The organism is Saprospiraceae bacterium (assembly GCA_026129545.1).
GTDB lineage: Bacteria > Bacteroidota > Bacteroidia > Chitinophagales > Saprospiraceae > M3007.
The window spans coordinates 3,362,653-3,383,521 of record JAHCHX010000001.1 but is presented as its reverse complement, the minus strand read 5'-3'; the positions used below and the strand labels follow the sequence as shown (position 1 = coordinate 3,383,521).

Sequence of the window (20,869 nt, the reverse complement as noted above, 5' to 3'; positions counted from 1 at the left end):
ACGTGGGTGCTTAAAAATATGATTTTCAACACTTCGGACTTTCCAACTTCCCTCCCAAAAACCTTCCCGTATAACTCTCCCCCACCTTCACCAAAACTTCCGGCATACCTTCAAAAACAAGATTCCCGCCCTCTTTGCCACCTTCCGGCCCGAGGTCAATCACCCAGTCCGCCGATTTGACGACCTCCATATTGTGCTCCACTACGAGCACCGAGTGGCCTTTTTTGCTTGGAGGATTTTCAAATCTGTTCTGAATGTGACTCATTGTCCGTTGTCGAATCCGTCACACTCTCGGACTTTTGTCAAAAATGCTCTGGTGGACAACAAGTTGCGAATTTTCGGAAACAAGGTTAAAACGCTTAGAGAAGAAAAGGGAATGAGCCAAGAAGCACTCGCCTTCAAGGCCGGATTCGACCGGACGTATATCAGTTTGGTGGAGCGGGGTAAGCGCAACCTCTCACTGCTCAATATCTGTCGTTTCGCTGAGGCATTGGATGTAAAACCCTCTGAACTCTTGAACGACTTTTGACATGGCGCTCCACTACACCCAACCGCTTCCGGCCACCAACATTGAATTCAAGACTACTTTTGGCCAATCGGTTTTGATTGATAAGTCTTTGATTTCAAAAGCGATAAACCAAACACACGAGGTTTTGGATAAAATCAACAGGTTCGAGGTGGATATTTTTGAAATCTTGGGAATGAGAAATTTGAGTGCGTTTATCGGAGAACTTTTCGCGGCTGCGCTTGCCAAAAATTCAAAAGGCTTTTTTCTGAAAAATCCGCACCAAGATGGCTATCCCGATTTATTGGTGATGGATGAGCAAGGAAAACAACTTTGGGATGACCTGAAACTTCGTTTGCGCGACAAACAACCTTTCAGCCCATTTGCCAATGGCGGAATTGAAGTAAAAGCAACTTGCGGGAGCTTGCCGACACCTGCTGTATTTCTCAAAAAAGGACTTGCCAAGCCAGAAATCGGAGACCAACGAATTGACTTTTTGACTGGTTATGATTGGAAAGCACATCACCGCGACACTAATAACTTGATTGGATTGCTTTGGGATTTCATTGGTGGGGTACCGCGCATTGCGGCGGTTTTCTTCTCCGCCGATTTGTCGCCTGCCGATTGGGGCGAGATTATTCAGCCGAAAAAAGGGGGCGGCAGAACCACAAGCGTCTCAATTATGCCTCGAAGTGGCGTGAAAAAAATGTACGAGGGAATAGTGTATGTACTTGACGATAAAGATATATCACCTTCTTGAACAAGTACAACAACAGCAATCTTATCCCGCTGGCTCCTGCACGGTGAACAGTTGCAGTTGAATATGGTGACGTTGCTGAAAAGAAATTTCTTCCAACTTTTTGCCTTGCAACACATCGCACAAGAGCCGCACGATTGGCTCCAACCCTTTTGGAGGAATACTCTCCCCAATGATTTCCCGGATAGATTTGTCGCTCAACGGCTTGCCGTCGGCGCGTTTCCAGAAATACTCATATTCGGCAATCGTGTGAATGATGAATGCCTCGTAGAGTGACAGTGTCCGATGCTGTTCCGGGTGCAGTTTGCTGTCGCTGCAAGCGTAGGAGAGGTTGGTCGTGAGCGCGTTTTGGCCGGAGCATCCCAACGCATCCGTTTGTAGGCACTGGTAAAACCGTTCATCAGGCGGTATTCGCCATTTTCAATGACCCAAGGGCGCGGCAAAACAGCGTCGCAACGCTGACAACGAATAGGCGTGTCCTTTTTCGCCCGGTTGATTCCTTCTTTCGTTCGCTGGCTGCCATGTGTGGAGTTCCGCTCAAACCCGCATTTAACACATTGATTGTCAAATGCACTTCGTTCAGGTGGCGCGTTGGAAACCCAAAAATATTTCTCGTCGTCCAGCAAGGGAACCCGATGGTATGGAATTGAGGAAGTAGCTGATTTTGGATTTTGCGCATCCAACTTGGGCAAATGAGAAATGGCATCGCGCACTGTCCGCCAACGTTTTTTGCCATAAGTTGGCGTATCCGCATGGGTAGTTTCTGGGATAAACGAACCGACCAATGAAAAATATTCTTGGCAGCTGGTATCGTTGGAAAAAATGGAAATGAGCCTTTGCCGTTTTTGCGGAACACCGTAGTCGGCGAACTCAACTGTTTCTCCCTTGCCGATGTATTCTTCACCCAATTCTTCTTTGATGTATTCCAAAATCAGTTTGAACTCGCCATCAGGAGTTTCAATCAGTGTGTTCTCCATTTCTGGCACGTTCTCCAACAAAATCAATCGAGGGCGGAGTGCTTTGGCGATTTCAATTACCGGGATAATCAGCCGGTTGCGCTCATCCGGCTTTGGGTCGAATCCCTTTGCGAATGTTGTTCAAAATCGTTCCTCGCCCGTTTTTCGACATTCCTTGACACGGCGGCGTGGCATAGAGAATATCCAATTGTTTCCCATTCAAACGCTTTTTTGTCTCTGCAATAATCTCCTTTTGCAAAGCCCACACATCTCCATGAAAAACATGGGTCTCCGGGAAATTGCACTTCAAAACCTCACAACGGTCGGCCAGCAATTCGTTTGCCACCAATAGGTCAATTGAGTTGGCACGCAATACCCAATCGCCGATGCCACCCGATGCGAATAAGCTGACTGCCGTAAGATTCATTTGTGACGAATTGTCTGCAAAGATAATCAATTTTTTTTGCCATTCAGCTTCTGTCCCAAAAACCTTCCCGTGTAACTCTCCTTCACCTTTGTCAAACCCTCCGGCGTGCCCTCGTACACAAGATGGCCGCCTTCCTTGCCACCTTCCGGCCCAAGGTCAATCACCCAGTCTGCCGATTTGATGACCTCCATGTTGTGCTCCACCACGAGGACCGAGTGGCCTTTTTCCACGAGCGCGTTGATGGCTTTGAGCAGCTTTTGGATATCATGGAAGTGCAGCCCCGTCGTGGGTTCGTCGAAGATGAAAAAGATGTGGCCGCCGGAATTTTCCCGAATCAGGAAAGAGGCGAGTTTCACGCGCTGCGCCTCGCCGCCGGAAAGGGTCGAGGACGATTGACCAAGATGCACATAGCCCAAACCCACATCGAAGAGTGGCTGGATGCGCTCCGTGATGTCTTTGTTGCCCTTGAAAAAATCAAGCGCCTCCTCGATGCTCATGTTCAGCACATCAAAAATGCTTTTGCCTTTGTACTGCACGTCGAGCACTTCCTGCCTGAAGCGGCGGCCTTTGCATTCCTCACATTCGAGGTGGACATCGGCGAGGAATTGCATCTCCACCACCTGCTCGCCTTCGCCTTTGCAGGTCTCGCAGCGCCCCCCTTCCACATTGAAACTGAAATGTTTGGGCTGAAAGCCACGAATCTTCGAGAGTTGCTGGCTTGCAAAAAGGTCGCGGATGTAGTCGTAGGCTTTGACGTAGGTAATCGGGTTGGAGCGGCTGCTTTTGCCAATCGGGCTTTGGTTGATGAACTCCACGCGGGTCACTTTTTTGAAATTCCCTTCCAAGCCATCGAAGGAGCCGGGCTGTTTGCCGGGGTTGTCGGGCAGGTGTTGCATCAAGGCTGGGTAAAGAATGTCGCGCACGAGGGTCGTTTTGCCAGAGCCTGAAACGCCGCTCACGACCGTGAGGCAATGCAGCGGGATTTGGACATTGATATTTTTCAAATTGTGCTGGCGAGCGCCTTTCAAGAGCAAAAACTCTTTGGCCGGGCGGCGAACTTTTGGGGTTTCAATCGCCATTTTGCCGCTCATGTATTTGGCCGTGAGGCTTTCCGGCGCTGCGGTGCTTATTTTGGAGAAATCCCCCGCATAAACCACGTTGCCACCATGAACGCCCGCCTCCGGCCCCATATCCACTAGGTAATCAGCGTTTTTGATGACTTCCTCTTCGTGTTCGACCACCACGACCGTGTTGCCCAAATCGCGGAGTTCTTTCAAAACCTTGACCAAACGCCCCGTGTCGCGCGGGTGCAAGCCCACAGAAGGCTCGTCGAGGAGATACATCGAAGCCGTCAAGTTGGAGCCGAGCGTTCGGGTCAGGTGGATGCGTTGGGTTTCGCCGCCGCTGAGGGTGTTCGAGATGCGGTCGAGCGTGAGGTAGCCGAGGCCGAGTTCGACCATGAACCGCAGGCGGCTGTTGATTTCCAAAAGGATGCGTTTGGCGACTTGGCGGTCATGCTCGCTGAGTTCAAGATTTTGAAAAAATGACAAGACCTCGTCGAGCGGCACGCCCGTGAGTTCCGAGATGTTTTTGCCGCCAATTTTCACGCACAATGCTTCTGGGCGCAACCGTCCGCCTTCGCAAGTGGGGCAGGTAGTTTTGCCTCGATAGCGAGCGAGCGCGACGCGGTTCTGGATTTTGTAGGTTTTGCTTTCCAACTCCTTGAAAAAAGCGTCAATCCCGTAGAAATACTGGTTGCCGCTCCAAAGCAATTTTACCTGTTCTTTGGTCAGTTGCTCAAATGGCGCATGGACGGGAAAGCCGAACCGGTGGGCGTGTTGGAGCAATGGCGAAAGCCATTCGCCATACTTTTCGCCTTTCCACGGAGCCACCGCACCGTCGTAAATTGATTTGGTTTTGTCGGGGACGACTTTGTCGGGGTCAATGCCGAGGATGCGGCCATAGCCTTCGCAGGTGGGGCAAGCGCCGTAGGGGTTGTTGTAGTTAAAGAGTTGCGGCGTGGGTTCGGGGAATTCGATGCCGTCCAACTCGAAGCGATTATTAAAATGTTGTTGGTTGCTGGTTGTTGGTTGCTGGTTCGTAGAGTTGACAATTTCGATAAGGCATTCCCCTTCGCTTTCGTAGAATGCCGTGTTCACCGAGTCGGCGAGGCGCATCCAATCGCTCTCTTCCATGCCGGAGGTGGAAAAACGGTCAATGAGGATGTGCAAACCTTTTTCATTGAAAGTGTAGGCTGGCTGCTTTTTGTCGAAGCGTTTTTCGGTGCCTTCGAGGATGTCCTCGATGCGGAGCGTCTCGGTTTCAAATTGCACCCGCGTAAAGCCTTTTTGCAACAAAAGGTTTAGTTCTTGTTCGAGGGTGCGTTCTTTATATTTTTTCGGGAAAGGAATCAAGACGAGGCCGCGGGTGCCGTCGGGTTGTTTTTTAATAAAATCAATGACATCGGAAACTTCGTGCTTTTGAACAACCTGACCTGACACGGGCGAGTAGAATTTGCCGACGCGCGCATAGAGCAGCCGCAAAAAGTCATACACCTCGGTCATGCTGCCGACGGTGGAACGGGCGTTGCCCGTCGTGACGCGCTGCTCGATGGCGATAGCCGGGCAAATACCCCGGATGTAGTCCACATCGGGTTTTTTCATGCGCCCGAGAAACTGCCGGGCATAACTGGACAAGCTTTCCACATAGCGGCGCTGGCCTTCGGCGTAGAGCGTGTCCATCGTGATAGACGATTTGCCGGAGCCGCTGACACCCGTGACGACGATGAGTTGGTTCTTCGGCAGGCGCAGTTCCACGTTGCGCAGGTTGTTCGTCCGTGCACCTTTTATGATGATGTGTTCGGGGTCAACGAGGTCGGTATCGTTGTTCGTTGTTTGTTGCTCGTTGTTTGTTGTTGCGAGGGAATTTTTCAAAATCGTGTCTGTCATTGCGCAGGAGCATAAGGGCGCAAAATTGCGAAAAAACTTTTTGTTTGCAAAGTAGCGCCAGCTTTCCAGTTGGCGAAGGTGCGCCAACCTTCTGGTTGGCGTTACGCGCAGGTTTTAAAAACCCCAAAGAAGATGGCGAGCCAGACAAGTCCTTTGATAAAAAAAAATAAAAAACCACCGACGCCCAGTCGGCGGAGCCATGTTTTCCAGTCTTTTTTTTCCATGTTCAGAAGTGGATTTTCCGGGTTCGGCAAAGTATTGCGAAATGAGCAGCAAGCCGTCCGGTAGTTTTGCGTTTTATATTTCACGCCGTCAAGTTTTTGCCATGATTGAAATTGTATTCCATCCAAAATCAAGGGAAGCAATCGTGAGCATTTTAAAATCTTGGCGAATCGTGGTCTAACAATTGGTATCCCCCCGACAAGCCGCCTCCGCACATTTTGCCATGCAACGTTACGCCCTCTTTACATTTTTGCTCGTCATTTTCCTGTCATCGGCCATGCCGGCCTGCAAGCACGACCCGTCCCTGCCCGGCGGGATTGACCCCGACCCCACAGACACTACTGACACCTCCACTGGTGACAACACAGGTGTGCCATGCAGCCCCGACTCGGTATATTTTGAGAATCAGGTATTGCCAATACTTGTTTCCTATTGCACTGAATCGGGCTGTCACAATGAAGCGGACAGACGCGAAGGCGTGGTGTTGACCTCCTATCAAAATCTTATGGCTACTGTCAAGAACGTGACCAGTAACAACTGGGACAAAAATGAGTTGATGGAAGTGCTGCTCGAGGATGACCCGGACAAGCGAATGCCATATCAGAAACCCGCCTTGTCGCAAGCACAAATCAACCTAATCGCCACTTGGATCGAGCAAGGGGCCAAGAATAATGGCTGCAACGAAAACTACGGTGCCTGCGATACCGTAAATGTCCGATACAGCGCCTTCGTGCGCCCGCTCATTCAAGCCAAATGCCAAGGCTGCCACAGCGGAAACTCGCCGCAGGGCGGCATCAACCTCACCACCTATTCAAATGTCAAAACACTGGCGAGCAATGGAAAATTATATGCTGCCGTGACGCGCTCGGTGAACTGGATGCCCAGCGGCGGCCCCAAACTTGACTCATGCACGTTGAGCAAATTAAAGACATGGCTTGACGCAGGCGCTCCCGAAAATTAAGAAACGACTTTTAGTAAAACGAGCGCTGCCACTACTATTATCTTTGGCTGTCAAACGTTCAACTTTTTTCTCAAAACATGAAAAAAACACTCTTTGCCAGCAGCTTGCTCGGCGCATTCGTAATGCTTTTGGCGGCCCCCTCTGGTTGTTATTACGACAACGAGGAAGACCGATTCCCCGATTCCAATTGCGACACGCTCAATATGAGATACAGCGTCGAAATCACACAGATTCTGCAAAATAACTGCTACAAATGCCACAAACCCGGTGGCGCGACTTACTCTGAAATCCCTTTCGAGACCTACAATCAAGTGAAAGCTATCGCTGACAACGGGAAACTCGTGGCTCGCATCAACGATGCCAACGCACCCATGCCCCGAGAAGGACTTATGTCGCTCTGCAATCGCCTGAAAATAGAGGCTTGGGTAAAGGCCGGTGCCCCGAACAATTAGGTTCGCCCGTCCGACAAGTCAATCAGCCAACAATCAAAAAATAACCAATCACCATTTTTTTGAAATGAGACGCATCATCTATTTCCTACTCGCACTCGCTTGCTTAGGCGCCGCGATTGGCTACTACCTCTGGAACAAACCCCATGCGGATATGCAATCGGCCAAGACCGATTTGGTCGTGGAAGCGGCTGCATTGTTCGGCGAATTCGACACCGACGAAAGTGCCGCTGATGCCAAATACCTGAACAAAACCATTGCGGTGTCGGGGAAGGTCAAAGAAAGCACCAAAGCCGAAGATGGAGCAGCGAAGGTGATTCTCGACACGGGCGGGGACTTCGGAGTGCTTTGTGAGCTCGACCCCCTAAGTCAACACCCTCGAACCGACTTTCCCATAGGCGAAACGGTGACCTTCAAGGGTATCTGCACAGGCTTTAACTTCGATGTGCAGTTGACCCGATGTGTGGAAGTGAAATAAAGGGTCATTTAAAAAGGTCATTAAAAGTCGTTTTTGAAATTAAAAAAATGACTTTTAATGATCTTTAATGAACCCTAATAACTTTAAAATTTCAAACTCAAAACCTGACATCTCATGCAAAAACGCTTGTTCATCCTCGCTGCCCTGTTCGTGTTCGCAGCCCCCACATTTGCCCAAAAATACTTCACCCGCGACGGCAAGGTGAAATTTTTCTCCGATGCCTCCATGGAAAAAATCGAAGCCGTGAACAAGAGCGCCACCGCCGTGCTCGATGCCGCCACCGGCAAAATGGAGTGGAAAGTGCTCATCAAAGGTTTTTTGTTTGAAAAAGCCTTGATGCAGGAACACTTCAACGAAAACTACATGGAGTCGTCGAAATACCCGAACGCTACGTTCAAAGGAGAAATCACCAATCTGAGCGAAATAGACCTCAGCAAAGACGGCACTTACAAGGCTAAAGTCAAAGGCAAAATGAACATCCACAACGTGGAAAAAGACATGGAAACCGCTGGCACCATCAAGGTAAGCGGCAATGCCATCACGCTGCACAGCGAATTCCTTGTGAAATGCTCCGACCACAACATCAAAATCGAAGCGGGCAAAGTCGCCAACATCGCCAACGATATCAAGGTCACGGTGGATGCCACATTGAATCCGATGAAGTGATGGGGAGCGCAAGGTTGGTTGAAGGGCTTGGAAGGCTCAAACAATTTGATTTCAGCAAGTTAAACTTTCTTCTCAGCCCTTCAACCTCTCTCGCACCCACGTTTTTCTAAACCATCTGCAAGGAAATCAATCTCCTATATGAAAAAAACAAACTTCTTCCTCCTGCTCTTTTTTCCCCTGAATGTCGTTGTGCTCCATGCGCAGAACGACGACTTGCTCTCGCTCTTGGGCGATGAACCAACCACCGATTATGTCACCGCAACCTTCAAAACCACTCGCATCGTCAATGGGCACTCCATCGAAAATGTCGGCGAGGGCGTGCTCGACTTCAAAATCTCGCACCGCTTTGGCCCCGTTCGCAATGGGCTTTATGATATTTTTGGCCTCGACGATGCCACCATCCGTATCGGTCTCGACTATGGCATCAATGACCGCCTGATGGTCGGCGTGGGGCGCGGCGGGCGCGAGAAAGTGATTGACGGCTTTGCCAAATACAAATTGCTGCGCCAAAGCACCGGCAAACGCAATATGCCCATCACCCTTTCTTTACTGACCAACATGGAGGTGAAGACGGTGCGATTCGCCGACCAAGAGCGCGACAACAAGTTTACTGACCGGCTATTTTTTGCCAATCAACTGCTCATTGGGAGAAAATTTGGCGAGCGCCTCTCCTTGCAAATCATGCCTACCCATGTGCATCGCAACCTCACGACCACTCGCGACGACAAAAATGATGTGTTCGCCGTGGGAGCGGCGGGGCGCATCAAACTTTCTCGCCGCGTCACCGTGAATGCCGAGTATTATTATGTGCCAGAAGGCCAAGTCGCCACCCCCTACGCCAATTGCCTCGCGCTTGGATTCGAAATCGAAACGGGCGGTCACGTTTTTCAACTGCATTTCACCAACACCTCCTTCATGAACTATTCGGGATTCATCACCCAAACAGCAGAAGACTGGTTTTTCAACAATGGCGGCGGAAAACTGATGAGCGGTGCGCGGTTCGGGTTCAATATCTCAAGGGTGTTCACTTTGAAAAAGCCAAAGGGATTTGAGTAAAAAAACTGAAAAAGCTATCTCAAAAGGTTGATGAAGGTTTATCAACCCTCATCAACCTTTTGAAATCCTCTCAATTTTTCACCACCAGCTCCGCCCCCTCCTGCCCCACCAGCGTCCCAATCGCCACACCCATGCCGCTGAGCCGAACGGCAACCGCCACATTGGGCGACACTTGCTCGACAATCGGTTTTTTCACCGGGCCAAGACCGAGAATCCCCGTCCACCAAGCATCAATTTCGACTTGCTGCTCGGGACAGATAACCTTCTCCAACAACTCGAGCAAAGCCCTCCGAATCAGCTCGTTGCTGCCGAACTCATCCGTTTTTTCTTTTTCCAAATCCAAATTTCGACCGCCGCCGAGCAGAATGCGCCCGTCCAGATTCCGAAAATAAAAATAGCCCCGGTCGTAGTGAAAACAGCCCTCCACCGCGAGTCCGCGAATCGGCTGCGTGACCAAAACCTGATTGCGGGCCGGGTACACGTCGGCTTGGGGGAGCAGGCGTTTGGCAAAACCATTGACCGCCACCAAAACCTTCGGCACCCGAATCGTCCAGCCCGACTCCATTTCTATCTCGACCCCTTGCGACGAATCCGTTAAGTCCTTGATAAAGATGCCGTTGAAAATTTGAATCCCATCGTCGAGCGCCTTTTTCAGCAATGCCGACATCATCTTTCCCGTGTGCACCTGACCTTCTGCCTGATTCAAAATCAGGTGTCGCACCCCTTGAAACCCGAATCGCGGGAGCCGTTCGTCCACGACTCTATATACCTCCGGGTGGCCCGTTATTTTCCCGATTTTCTGATTGAAGTCGGAAATTTGCGCTCGGCATTTTTGAAAAATAGCCTCCTCGTCGTCGGTGAACATCTCATAGCCGCCGAGCATTTGAAAATCAAGGTGTGCGTCGCCCACGAGCGCACGCAGCCGCTGCAAGCCGCGCCAGCGTTTTTCCACGACGGCCAGCACATCGTCCTCGCTCATGTTTGTGAGGTCGTCGAGCAGTTCGGTCATGGAGCCGAAACAGGCGAAACCCGCGTTGCGCGTACTCGCGCCTATGGGCAAAGGGCCGCGTTCGAGCACCGCGACCCGGAGTTTGGGGTCGAGCGTTCTCAGGTGAATCGCTGCCGCAAGACCGACGATGCCGCTGCCTATGACCGCGACATCGAGGTCTTTGAAAAACGTTTCGCGCTCCCAATAACTGAGTTCGTATTTTATCATGACTGGTTTGTTGAACTTTGCCGCGAAAATGACTTTACCTACGCTCTCGCCACCCGTTTTGCGTTCGCCGCTGCGCCGCCGCGTGGGGCGTTTTTTTTATATTCATAAACGGCGTTTCGAGTGGTTTTTTGACAACAAAAAATATGCGAAGCAAATTGAAAAACCACTTGAAGTGGTTGTTTTTCAACACCATACACCTTTGCTGAGGCAGTTGAAAAACGTGGAAATGTATTTGCAACACAACAAGGTGACGAACTTGCGTTTGGCCGCGGCGAAGATAGATGGGCTGATGATTTGGCCGGACGAGACTTTTTCATTTTGGAAGACAGTGGGCAACCCGACGGCGCGGCGCGGCTTCCTCGAAGGTCTGGTTTTGGAAAATGGCAGGGTTGGGAAAGGCATCGGTGGCGGTTTGTGCCAAATGGGGAACCTGCTTTATTGGATGGCGCTGCACAGCCCGCTCACGGTAGCCGAACGCTGGCGCCACAGCTTTGATGTGTTTCCTGACGAAGGCCGCACGCTGCCTTTCGGCTCAGGCGCGACGCTGGCATTCAACTACATTGACCTGCAACTCCGCAACGATACACAGCAGCCCTTCCAGCTTCGCGTCTGGCTTTCGGAAACACATTTGCACGGCGAAATCCGCACCTCGAAACCGCTTGCGGAGCGATACGAGGTCTTTGAAAAAGAGCATTTTATCCGGCACGAACCATGGGGCGGATACTCAAGGCACAATCGCATCGCCCGGCGTGTTTTCTCGGTCGAGAGCAGCGAGTTGCTGCGCGAAGAGCCAGTGACGGAAAACCACGCACTCATGATGTATCAACCTTTTTTAGCGGATACGCGATAGACTGTTGACATCAGACAGCTACTTTTGCCACCGCGAGAAACCAATAGTCACCCAGCACATCAAATATTGCCATGATTCAACGCATACAAACCATTTTTCTCCTTTTGGCATCGGCGGCGGGTTTTGGGCAGTTTGCTGCTCCATATCTAAGCACTGAACCGGGCAATTCCGCCACTACTTTGCCTGTTTTGGCCGACCATGTAGTCAACCCTATGGACAATCCGGGTCTATTGGGCTTGTGCATTTTGAGTGGGATAACTTCGTTGGCGGCCATTTTTCTGTTCAAAAACCGCCCATTGCAGGCGCGATTGGCTGGCGGTGCGGCGATTGCTTCTGTTTTGCTGGGGGCGCTTGCGGTGTTTGTCGTTTTTCAGACCAAACAGCAGTTGCCATCCGATGGGGCAGTAGCCTATGGGCTTGGCTTGGCGCTTCCGGCGGCAGCGATGATATTGAACTGGCTGGCTGCTCGCTATATTCGAAGGGATGAACATCTGGTGCGTTCGGCAGATAGGCTCAGGTAAGCACGATTATTAGACTTGTTGCGGTGGAGGGCTTTCCCTTCGCCAAAGCCCTCCACCGCAACAAGTCTATTCCATCGCAGACAGCGCAACCGCGATTTCGCCCGCCAATTTTGCATTGTTGACCACCAGCGCCACGTTGGCCTCCAAGCTTTTGCCTCCTGTCAGCGCCTCTATTTTTGCCAGCAAAAAAGGGGTAAGGGCTTTGCCGCGTATCAGCCGCTGTTCGGCTTCTTGAAGCGCATGCTCAATCACGCGCTGCATTGCCTCAAAATCAAGCTGGTGTGCTTCCGGGATAGGGTTGGCGACGACTGCCCCTCCGCGCAGTCCCATCGCCCATTTTACTTTCAACAAGTTGGCCACCTCTGCTGCCGAGTTCAGGCGATAGTCCACACCAAAGCCGCTTTTTCGAGCATAAAACGCAGGAAAATCATCTGTTTGGTAGCCGATGACTGGCACTCCGAAAGTTTCCAGATATTCCAACGTCAGCCCCAAATCGAGGATGCTTTTTGCTCCGGCGCTCACCACCGCTACGGGGGTTTGCGCCAATTCCTGCATGTCGGCGGAAATGTCCATCGTAATAGAGGCGCCTCTGTGTACGCCACCTATGCCGCCTGTGGCAAAAATCCTTATCCCCGCAAGGTGCGCGATGAGCATGGTGGAGGCCACCGTTGTCGCGCCGTTTTTCTCTTGGCTGATTAAATAAGGCAAATCTCGGCGGCTTGCTTTTGGCACGGTTGTTCCTGTTTTGCCGATGAGTTCGATTTCGGCGGTGTTGAGCCCTGCTTTTAGTTTTCCATTCAGGATGGCGCAAGTGACAGGGATAGCACCAGTTTGGCGCACCGTTTTTTCCACGAGCAACGCGGTTTCCACATTTTGAGGAAATGGCATCCCATGCGCGATAATCGTGCTTTCGAGCGCCACCAAAGGGCGGCGGTCTTCAAGTGCGGCCCGGACTTCTGGATTTAGTGCTAAATGCTGGATTTTCATCGGCCAAAATTTTTCGGGAACAAAGGTTGTATTTTTTAAACACCTGAAAGTACCTTTGCCCCGCTTTTGAAATAAGCAGCCTCATTAGCTCAGTCGGTTAGAGCGGCGGACTGTTAATCCGTAGGTCCAAGGTTCAAGTCCTTGATGAGGCGCAGAGAGCCACCGTAAGCGCGGTGGCTTTTTTTATTTCATCATCAAATCAAACATCGAATGAGTCTTCTCGCAGTCGGAACAGTCGCTTTTGACGACATCGAAACTCCCTCCGGGCGTGCCGAAAAAGTCGTCGGCGGCGCTTGCACCTACATCTCACTGGCCGCCTCACATTTTGTGAAGCCTGTCCAAATCGTCTCGGTCGTGGGCGATGATTTTCCAACCGATGTGCTGGATTACCTGCGGAAACGCGGCGTTGACCTCGAAGGGTTGCAAATCAAACAAGGCGAAAAATCCTTCTTTTGGGCAGGCAAGTATTACCGCGACCTCAACACCCGCGACACGTTGGACACGCAACTCAACGTGCTGGCAACTTTCGACCCTGTGTTGCCCCAAGCGTATCAAAATGCCGAATACCTGATGCTGGGCAACCTGACCCCACAGGTGCAAATGCGGGTGCTGCAACAACTCAAGCGCCGCCCCAAACTCGTGGCGCTTGATACCATGAATTTTTGGATGAACACAGCACTTAGCGATTTGCTGAACGTGCTAAAAAAAGTAGATGTGCTGACCATCAACGACGAGGAGGCCCGCCAACTTTCCGGCGAACATTCATTGGTAAAAGCTGCGAAACTCATTCACAAAATGGGACCTAAATTCCTGATAATCAAAAAGGGTGAGCATGGTGCCCTGCTCTTTCAGCAAGGAGAGGTCTTTTTCGCGCCAGCACTGCCGTTGGCAGAAGTGACCGACCCCACCGGAGCGGGCGATACCTTTGCGGGAGGCTTCATGGGCTGGATGAGCAAAACGGGCGACCTATCTTTTGACAACATGAAACGCGGCATCATATACGGCTCGGCAATGGCTTCCTTCTGCGTCGAAAAATTCTCCATCGAACGACTGAAAGGATTAACCCCTGCGATGATTCAAAAACGGGTACAGCAATTTGCCGACCTTGTGCATTTCAAAATTTGAGGCAACCTCAAATGTCGGTTTCGTACCTTTTCAACGAACTGTGGGCTATACTTTGACCGCTCTGACGGCGTTTATTTGACCTAAAATTTCGATTCGGATGCGACTTCTTTTTCTCTTTTTCTTCTCATTTCCCCTAATTGCCAATGTTTTGACCGCACAAACGGTCTCTGACAAGCTCGAGGCTTACTTTTCGTTCAACTCTTGCAAAGGCGTGGACGACAGTGGGAACGGCTCCAGCGGCGCACTCATTGGAGACGTTGAGTGCAGATGCGGCATTGGTGATTCCTCGTTTTATTTCAATGGCGACGACGCGGCCATTTACTTTGTCGGCCCCTTCGCAGAAGTCTTCACGACGAGTGATTTCACGGTCAGTTTTTACATGAAAACTCCGCAAGGACAGCAACAGGGCGGTTCGCAAATAGTGATGTCCAAACAACAAAGCTGCGACACCAAGCGAGCCTTCTGGGTGCGCTACGCCGCCAAAACGCGCAAAATCACTTCGGGCATCAGCGAAAGCGACACTTTGCTGGTGACGGTTTCCGCCGATTTGGACAAAGGCCCTTGCTGGCAACACATCACGCTTACCCGTAGCAACCAGCGTTATTCCATTTATGTGAACGGTGTGTTGAAAGACCAAAAAAACTCCACCGCGCGAATTGACCTCACGAACAATGCGGTGTTCAAGGTAGGGGAACCCATTTGCCCGCTCGACCAACCGTTCATCGGCGAAATTGACGAGGTACGCTTCCACAGCAAGGCACTAAATGCCGATGAGGTGAAACGCTACGACCTCAAGGCGGACAAAATACTGAATGGAGACACGCTGATTTATCTCGGCAACTCTTTTCAGACCATCACTTACACACCCTGCGCCAAGCAGTTTCTTTGGTCGCCCGCGACGGGTGTTTCAGACCCGCTCAGCCCCAACCCCATTATCACGCCAGCAGCACCCTCGCTATACACGGTGACCATCGTACACGACAACAACTGCCAAGCCGTTGACAGTGTTTTTGTGAATGTCATTGACCCCGACACGTTGGATTGCTCCCGTATTTTTATTCCCAATGCGTTCACGCCGGGTGGCTCGCCGGGAAGGAATGATGCCTTTGGCATCAGCAATCCTTTTGCGGTTCGAGATTTTATCTCCTTCGAAGTGTTCGACCGATGGGGCGGGCGCGTGTTCAATGCGCTGACGCCCTTCGACACTTGGGACGGCACGTTTGGAGGGAAACCCACCAATCCCGGTGTGTTTTTGTATCGCTTGCGCTATAAATGTGAGGGGGAGGAACTCGTGCGAACAGGGAACCTGACCCTGTTGCGATGATGGCTTGATTGTATCGCCCGCCATAAATGTTAGCCCCTGCCGGAGAAATCCTTTTTCTTCAACAGGGGCTAATTTATACCTTAATTCCCAAAAAAATCAATCAAACAACTATGATTGTCCTTCCTGATTTTGAAGGAACCGCAAACTCAATTCTGTCGAAATCTTGATGACATCAAGTCCATTGACTCGCGTTTCTTTCTGGCCTTTTCCGCAAACTCAAAAAGCCCACCCTATGCCGAACTCCGCAGAGGGAACAAAATTTCCGCTCACTTTCCCGTAACTGGCGCCAGCCTCCACAAAGATGTTTTTTGCAACATTCCACCGAAGGCCCGCGCCACCAAAAGGCGAAAATTCCGTCGCCAAAGGCTCGATTTCCAAAGGCAGAGCAACGCCCGCGATTTCCGCCCCGCTCTCGCCTTGCATAGGGAACTGACCGCGCACACCACCGCGCATATATGGGCGAACCCTCCCTTCCGTGAAGAAAAAAGCCAAATCAGCCTCCGCTAAAATTCCTGACGACGCGGCGCTCAATGTGCCTTGAAGCGTTTTCGGCTGCGGGGGGTCGTGAGGAAATGGAGGCATGACCAGCACCGGAACCGTGCCCGACCATTTCGTTTGAAAATATTGGCCGCCAGCACGAATCTCAAAACGCTTGCCGACCCGAACACCCAAGCGAAGGCCGGGCATGGCGCTCGTCGTTCCGCTCATTTCGACGCTTTGCGAAGGTTGGCCGGAGGGGTTGCCGATAAAAAATTCGCCGCCGAGCCTTTCAAAAAGTTGCTCAAAAGTGCCGGGGGTAAAGGCAGCCTTTTGGAGGTCGGCGAAGGGAACGTTTTCAGATGGAACGTCGCCCAGCGGGAAGGCGCCGATAAAACTCACGTTGAATCTCTGCGATTTGGCAGTCGGGACGATTTTGGCCTCTGCGCCGACGAGGGGGATGTTGTTCCAAATTGATTGAGCGCAAAGAGAGGAAACAACGAGCAGCAGCACGAGCACGCTTATTGGGATACGGAGAAGCAGCGACTTTTTCATAACAATTGCTTTTTTAAGTGGAAAGGGGAAAGGCTTTTTGGGGTCGGGAAAAGTCATTTCAGGTCTTTGCAGTCGCCAAACAAACCTTTCCGCACCGATTTGCCCCCTACTGCCTTGCAATCGGCTTCGGTTTTTACGCTGCCGAGGTAACTGCCAGCCGCGCAACCTTTTTTGTCGTAGCAAAGGAGATAATCCGGTTCTTTCTTGATTACTTTCGCTTCGTTGCCCACGGCTTGGAAGGTGTTCCAAAAATCCACCACGCCGCCTTGCACCTGGTTTTGCGTTTCGGCAGGTTGTTTTTGGTAATTCTGCCCCGTAGCAGCTTCGTACTGCTTCACCGTGTTTTTGGAGAAATCGTCTATTTTGTAGCCTGTGCCGGTGAGTTCGGCGGCGTAAATCCAAAAAGTCTGCTGAATGACCGACTCGCGTTCCTTGTCGGGATTGCCCGAAAACGGCGTCGAGATGTTGCCACTGCTTTTCATGCCATCGTAGGCAGCGGTGATGCGCGTCAAGGCTTCGAGCAGGACGGGCGCTGCTTCTTTCGGGTGTTTTACGAGGTCAATGGTGTGGCCGAGAGGGTTGGAAGTGCCGGGGTTCAGCGCCGAAGAGCCTGCCGCGGGTTTCCAGCCATTGGCGTTCGAAGGCATCCAATCGGCGGGCAACGAACCTGGGGAAATCCAATCTTTCACGGGCGGCATCGTGCCATTGGCAGGCACCGGTGGCGTGTGGATGTCGGCGCAATAGCCTTGCAACGGCACGTTGACGGTGGAGCCGGGTTGCACCGTCACAGGAGTCACATTCGGCACGACGTAGGGCTGATGCTGGCCGTCGGACGGAATGAAAAACGGGCCAACTTCAGTTGTAACTGCCTGGTTGGTTGGGTTATACAGGGCCAAGGTCGCAATGTGGCCTGTGGTGCGGCCTGTGCCGGTGGCCGAGCAAACCAATGCGCTCTCTGGGAGGTCGGGGACGCTTACCAAAGCCCCTTGTTGAATTTCACCGATTCGCTTACCATCCCTTGTCCAATACCAACTTCGCACCTTCGTTTTCTCCTTGAATTGTATAGTGATAGAACTGCCATTGGCTACTGTTCCACCAGCGTAGTCTTGGGGCGATTTCCCTTCTCTTGGGAAGTCGGAAAATATCCCGCCAACCTTCTCGATGCCCATAACTTTTTCAATATTAACGGGAGGTGTGCCTTCACTTAAAAGAATATGCAGGTCATTGGCATCTTGTCCGGTATTGTTCGGGAAAGTGAAGACCGTTTTTTCCTTGCTTTCGTTTTGAGCCGCGATGTTTGCAAGAGGAGCAGTGATTATAAGTGCATATAGTAAGATATGCCAGATTGAGTTTTTCATGACTGTACTTTTTTGTTGGTGAAAAAATCAGGTTTGAACTCGAAAAGAGTTTTGCGCAAAACCTGACACAAAGATTGGCCGGCGAGGAGGCGGCGAGCAAGTACAGTTGAAGTGGCTTTTCAGCGAAAAAACAGGCTGATTTTGGCCGCTTGGCGAGCAATTTATTTTTCTAAAAAATTGATTTTCAAAAAAATGGCTTTGAAAACAGCTTGTACGCGAAAACGGCTTTTTCGCAAAAAACCTGTACGCCGGAATGGGATTTCAGTGAAAAAAAGTAGTTGCCGGAATATCATTCCGGCGTACTTCGTACTTCAGCGCCCCAGAAACTCAAAAATCGTCTCGATTTCGTCGAACGATTTCACGCCCACTTTCTCCTCTTCGCTGCCGACGAGGCTGAGGCCGGCGGGTTTCAAGGCTTCCAAAATCAGGGGGAGTTGTTCAGCAGCCGCATCAATTTGGAGCAAGAGGGGGTAGTCGGCGCAGGTTTTTTGCCAAAAATCTTTTCGCTCAAAAACGGCAGCCACGCTCGGCATTTTCACCAAAAAATACGAAACGCAGGGTGATGCCGCGTGGAAGAAACGCTCTTCGGCGCTATTGGCCTCTGTCTCCAAAATAACGGCAAGCCCCTCCAAATCCGCCAATTGCGCCGCGTAGTTGGCCGTAACCTGCACCGCGTCCAAGCCGAAAAACGAGGCCGCCTCGCGCACGTATTCGACGCGGGCGCGGGAGAATTCGCCGACGATTTTCGGCCCTTCCACCCACTCGCGGATGGCCTTCATGTATATTGGGTCGAGGTAGCCCTCCGAGCCTTCTTCGAGGTTGAAGCCGAGAAAATCAACTTCTTTGGCAGCAAAGTAGCGCGCGTCGGTCAGGTTGGTGATGCGGGAAGCCTTTATCAACATGGGTTCGATGGCTTGATAGATGTGTCCACACGGCTTTTGAAAGGGCTGCCGCGAAATGCGGTCGGGGCAAAGATAGGCGGTTGGTCTAGAAGTGTGTCTTTTGCTTTGTCGGAGGAATCGCGTTTCGGGGCCACGCAACAGCCCAAAAAGAATTGCCATTTTTGCGGCTTCAAAATTTTCGCCCGACCGTAATATGCACTACGAGAACACCCTCGAATTTGCGCGTGCCCAAGATGCCAACGACCCGCTCCGTTCTTATCGGGAACAGTTTGTCTTTCCTCAACACAATGGCACCAATGTGCTCTATTTCTGCGGCAACTCACTCGGCCTTCAGCCGAAAACCGTTCGCCAGGCGCTCCTCGACGAGCTGGACCAATGGGCCGTGCATGGCGTGGAAGGCCATTTTCGCGGCGACTTGCCATGGATGCACTATCACAAATTTCTCACACCGCAGACTGCTAGATTGGTGGGGGCTTTGTCGCACGAGGTGGTGGTGATGAACACGCTGACTGTCAACCTGCATCTGGCAATGGTTTCTTTTTATCGGCCCACGGCTCGCCGCTACAAAATCATCATGGAAGCAGGTGCCTTCCCCAGCGACCAATATGCCGTGGAAAGTCAGGTGCGCTGGCATGGGCGCGACCCTGACCGGGCGATAGTGGAAGTGGCGCCGCGAGCAGGAGAGGATGTGCTGCGCACGGAGGATATTCTGCAAATCATTGAAAAAGAGGGCGATGAGACAGCATTGGTGCTGTTTGGCGGGGTGAACTATTATACCGGGCAGTTTTACGATTTGGAAAAAATAGCCGCAGCGGCGCATCGCGTGGGTGCTTATGCAGGCTTCGACCTTGCACACGCCGCAGGCAACCTCCCCCTTCGCCTGCACGACTGGGACGCCGACTTTGCGGTGTGGTGCAGCTACAAATACCTCAACAGCGGCCCCGGCGGGCCAGCAGGCCTGTTCGTGCATGAGCGCCATGGCGACAATGCCTATTTGCCGCGTTTTGCGGGTTGGTGGGGCCACGACGAAGACGAACGGTTTCTCATGCAAAAAGGCTTCAAACCTATGCGCGGCGCCGAAGGGTGGCAACTGAGCAATGCACAAATTTTTGCGTTCGCGGCGCACAAGGCCAGCCTCGATATTTTCGACAAAGCGGGCATGGGAAATTTGCGCGAAAAAAGCTTGCGCCTCACGGGTTTCCTGGAATTTGTGCTACGGGAGGCCAATCGAGAAAAAAATCTATTCCGCATCATCACGCCCGCTTCACCCGACGAGCGCGGCTGTCAGCTTTCTCTGCTTACCGACGGGCGAGGAAGGGCGCTGTTCGATTACCTCACGGCCAATGGCGCCATTGCCGATTGGCGCGAGCCTAATGTGATTCGGTTCGCGCCGGTGCCCCTCTACAATTCATTTGAGGATGTGTGGCGCTTGGGCGAACGAGTGAGGAAGTTTTGAGGGTTTCAGCCCACATGGATGTTCATCCGGGTGGGCCGAAACCCTCATGCCCACGAACCTCATATCCCCAATGCTTTGCCTACAAAGCCGCCCAGCCCGCCTGCTATTTTGCTCGTCAATCGGACGGCGAAGGCATATTGATGGTACTTTTTCTTGAATTTGGGAGCAAGGTCAACAAATGAGTTTAGGTAAGGCTTCTTGGTCATGCGCAGGCCCAAATCCACTTTTTCGACGGCATTGAGTTGCCCTTGCCATTTTTGGGTGTCGCTGAGGATTTTGTCAATGTAGCGTTCGTTTTGGTCGTGGTATTTTTTCACGAACTTCACGCTGTTGGCGGGATTGACAAAGTTGAGGCTTTGGTCCATGAATTTTACATAGCTCTGGGCGAGGCCATCGAGTTTTTGTTCTGCCGGGATGTTGCTTTCGGCCAGGCGTTTCAATGTTTTGTGGTGCTCGGTCAGCCAGCGATTTTGCTTCCAAACGGCGCAATTTGTTTGGGTAAAGACTAACCCCAAGAGGAGCAGGAAAAAGGTGATTTTTTGCATGAGAAGTGCTTGAAAAATGTTGGCGGTAATAACGCCTAAATGTTGGCGGCTTGTTGCCATCGTCGCCATATTCGTTGAATAAATTTGAATTAGGCGGAGGCTTGCTTCATTTGCCCCTTGATTTTCAT

The 20,869-nt window shown here is 51.5% G+C and carries 24 protein-coding genes and 1 tRNA gene; 13 read left to right on the top strand and 12 right to left on the bottom strand.

Translation table 11 applies throughout. The features are described from left to right. Positions 1-25: 25 nt before the first annotated feature. Positions 26-265, bottom strand: a complete 240-nt coding sequence (locus KIS77_13145) for a hypothetical protein (GenBank protein ID MCW5923285.1) — start codon at positions 263-265, stop codon at positions 26-28. A gap of 111 nt (positions 266-376) precedes the next feature. Here KIS77_13145 and KIS77_13140 point away from each other — a divergent pair, with 111 nt between their 5' ends. Both KIS77_13140 and KIS77_13135 read left to right on the top strand, forming a co-directional pair. After that, positions 377-529 carry a helix-turn-helix transcriptional regulator gene (locus KIS77_13140; GenBank protein ID MCW5923284.1) on the top strand — a complete coding sequence of 51 codons (153 nt, stop codon included), beginning with the start codon at positions 377-379 and terminating at the stop codon, positions 527-529. Between the two features lie 124 nt (positions 530-653). Then, entirely contained in the window at positions 654-1,265 is a 612-nt protein-coding gene (locus KIS77_13135; protein MCW5923283.1) for a hypothetical protein, read from the top strand. Between the two features lie 21 nt (positions 1,266-1,286). Here the strand turns inward: KIS77_13135 and KIS77_13130 are convergent, their stop codons facing one another. The 5 genes from KIS77_13130 to KIS77_13110 all read right to left on the bottom strand — a co-directional run bounded on the left by KIS77_13130 (position 1,287) and on the right by KIS77_13110 (position 5,901). Then, entirely contained in the window at positions 1,287-1,463 is a 177-nt protein-coding gene (locus KIS77_13130; GenBank protein MCW5923282.1) for a hypothetical protein, read from the bottom strand. Beyond that, positions 1,460-2,311: a DNA cytosine methyltransferase gene (locus tag KIS77_13125; protein MCW5923281.1), complete on the bottom strand. Its 852-nt coding sequence runs from the start codon at positions 2,309-2,311 to the stop codon at positions 1,460-1,462. The genes KIS77_13130 and KIS77_13125 overlap by 4 nt, the downstream gene beginning before the upstream one ends. A 10-nt stretch (positions 2,312-2,321) precedes the next feature. Beyond that, on the bottom strand, positions 2,322-2,645 hold the full coding sequence (locus KIS77_13120) for a DNA cytosine methyltransferase (GenBank protein ID MCW5923280.1): 324 nt from the start codon (positions 2,643-2,645) through the stop codon (positions 2,322-2,324). Positions 2,646-2,671: 26 nt separating this feature from the next. Further along, the gene (uvrA, locus tag KIS77_13115; GenBank protein MCW5923279.1) at positions 2,672-5,593 is read right to left on the bottom strand and encodes an excinuclease ABC subunit UvrA; all 2,922 of its coding nucleotides are present in this window, start codon (positions 5,591-5,593) and stop codon (positions 2,672-2,674) included. A gap of 101 nt (positions 5,594-5,694) precedes the next feature. Continuing rightward, positions 5,695-5,901, bottom strand: a complete 207-nt coding sequence (locus KIS77_13110; GenBank protein MCW5923278.1) for a hypothetical protein — start codon at positions 5,899-5,901, stop codon at positions 5,695-5,697. A 137-nt stretch (positions 5,902-6,038) separates the two neighbouring features. On the opposite strand from KIS77_13110, the gene KIS77_13105 reads away from it, so the two are divergent. The 5 genes from KIS77_13105 (at position 6,039) to KIS77_13085 (ending at position 9,425) form a co-directional block, all read left to right on the top strand. Further along, positions 6,039-6,776: a hypothetical protein gene (locus KIS77_13105; protein MCW5923277.1), complete on the top strand. Its 738-nt coding sequence runs from the start codon at positions 6,039-6,041 to the stop codon at positions 6,774-6,776. A 77-nt stretch (positions 6,777-6,853) separates the two neighbouring features. Next, a complete protein-coding gene (locus KIS77_13100) occupies positions 6,854-7,228 on the top strand; it encodes a hypothetical protein (protein ID MCW5923276.1) in 375 nt (124 codons plus the stop codon). Positions 7,229-7,292: 64 nt separating this feature from the next. After that, on the top strand, positions 7,293-7,703 hold the full coding sequence (locus KIS77_13095; protein MCW5923275.1) for a hypothetical protein: 411 nt from the start codon (positions 7,293-7,295) through the stop codon (positions 7,701-7,703). A gap of 114 nt (positions 7,704-7,817) precedes the next feature. After that, a complete protein-coding gene (locus tag KIS77_13090; GenBank protein ID MCW5923274.1) occupies positions 7,818-8,369 on the top strand; it encodes a YceI family protein in 552 nt (183 codons plus the stop codon). 138 nt (positions 8,370-8,507) lie between these two features. Then, positions 8,508-9,425: a hypothetical protein gene (locus KIS77_13085; protein ID MCW5923273.1), complete on the top strand. Its 918-nt coding sequence runs from the start codon at positions 8,508-8,510 to the stop codon at positions 9,423-9,425. 70 nt (positions 9,426-9,495) lie between these two features. Here KIS77_13085 and KIS77_13080 read toward each other — a convergent pair whose 3' ends face one another. Then, complete coding sequence (locus KIS77_13080) at positions 9,496-10,641, bottom strand: FAD-binding oxidoreductase (GenBank protein ID MCW5923272.1); 1,146 nt, start codon at positions 10,639-10,641, stop codon at positions 9,496-9,498. Positions 10,642-10,669: 28 nt separating this feature from the next. Here KIS77_13080 and KIS77_13075 point away from each other — a divergent pair, with 28 nt between their 5' ends. Together KIS77_13075 and KIS77_13070 are read left to right on the top strand one after the other, a co-directional pair. Next, complete coding sequence (locus tag KIS77_13075; GenBank protein ID MCW5923271.1) at positions 10,670-11,491, top strand: VanW family protein; 822 nt, start codon at positions 10,670-10,672, stop codon at positions 11,489-11,491. Between the two features lie 71 nt (positions 11,492-11,562). Continuing rightward, complete coding sequence (locus KIS77_13070) at positions 11,563-12,012, top strand: DUF4293 domain-containing protein (protein ID MCW5923270.1); 450 nt, start codon at positions 11,563-11,565, stop codon at positions 12,010-12,012. Positions 12,013-12,078: 66 nt separating this feature from the next. Here KIS77_13070 and KIS77_13065 read toward each other — a convergent pair whose 3' ends face one another. After that, positions 12,079-12,999: a pseudouridine-5'-phosphate glycosidase gene (locus KIS77_13065; protein MCW5923269.1), complete on the bottom strand. Its 921-nt coding sequence runs from the start codon at positions 12,997-12,999 to the stop codon at positions 12,079-12,081. A gap of 78 nt (positions 13,000-13,077) precedes the next feature. Between KIS77_13065 and KIS77_13060 the strand changes: the two genes are divergently transcribed. The 3 genes from KIS77_13060 (at position 13,078) to KIS77_13050 (ending at position 15,448) form a co-directional block, all read left to right on the top strand. After that, positions 13,078-13,151: transfer RNA gene (locus tag KIS77_13060), tRNA-Asn, on the top strand. Between the two features lie 58 nt (positions 13,152-13,209). Further along, positions 13,210-14,124, top strand: coding sequence for a bifunctional hydroxymethylpyrimidine kinase/phosphomethylpyrimidine kinase (locus KIS77_13055; protein ID MCW5923268.1), 915 nt, complete (start codon positions 13,210-13,212; stop codon positions 14,122-14,124). Between the two features lie 97 nt (positions 14,125-14,221). Then, a complete protein-coding gene (locus KIS77_13050; GenBank protein MCW5923267.1) occupies positions 14,222-15,448 on the top strand; it encodes a gliding motility-associated C-terminal domain-containing protein in 1,227 nt (408 codons plus the stop codon). A 216-nt stretch (positions 15,449-15,664) separates the two neighbouring features. Here the strand turns inward: KIS77_13050 and KIS77_13045 are convergent, their stop codons facing one another. From KIS77_13045 to KIS77_13035, 3 genes are all read right to left on the bottom strand, one after another. After that, the gene (locus tag KIS77_13045) at positions 15,665-16,480 is read right to left on the bottom strand and encodes a hypothetical protein (protein MCW5923266.1); all 816 of its coding nucleotides are present in this window, start codon (positions 16,478-16,480) and stop codon (positions 15,665-15,667) included. Between the two features lie 53 nt (positions 16,481-16,533). Next, complete coding sequence (locus tag KIS77_13040; GenBank protein ID MCW5923265.1) at positions 16,534-17,838, bottom strand: hypothetical protein; 1,305 nt, start codon at positions 17,836-17,838, stop codon at positions 16,534-16,536. Between the two features lie 311 nt (positions 17,839-18,149). Beyond that, entirely contained in the window at positions 18,150-18,899 is a 750-nt protein-coding gene (locus tag KIS77_13035; protein MCW5923264.1) for a hypothetical protein, read from the bottom strand. A gap of 34 nt (positions 18,900-18,933) precedes the next feature. Between KIS77_13035 and kynU the strand changes: the two genes are divergently transcribed. Beyond that, the gene (kynU, locus tag KIS77_13030) at positions 18,934-20,196 is read left to right on the top strand and encodes a kynureninase (GenBank protein MCW5923263.1); all 1,263 of its coding nucleotides are present in this window, start codon (positions 18,934-18,936) and stop codon (positions 20,194-20,196) included. A 59-nt stretch (positions 20,197-20,255) separates the two neighbouring features. Here kynU and KIS77_13025 read toward each other — a convergent pair whose 3' ends face one another. Continuing rightward, positions 20,256-20,741, bottom strand: coding sequence for a hypothetical protein (locus tag KIS77_13025; protein ID MCW5923262.1), 486 nt, complete (start codon positions 20,739-20,741; stop codon positions 20,256-20,258). Positions 20,742-20,869: the final 128 nt, after the last annotated feature.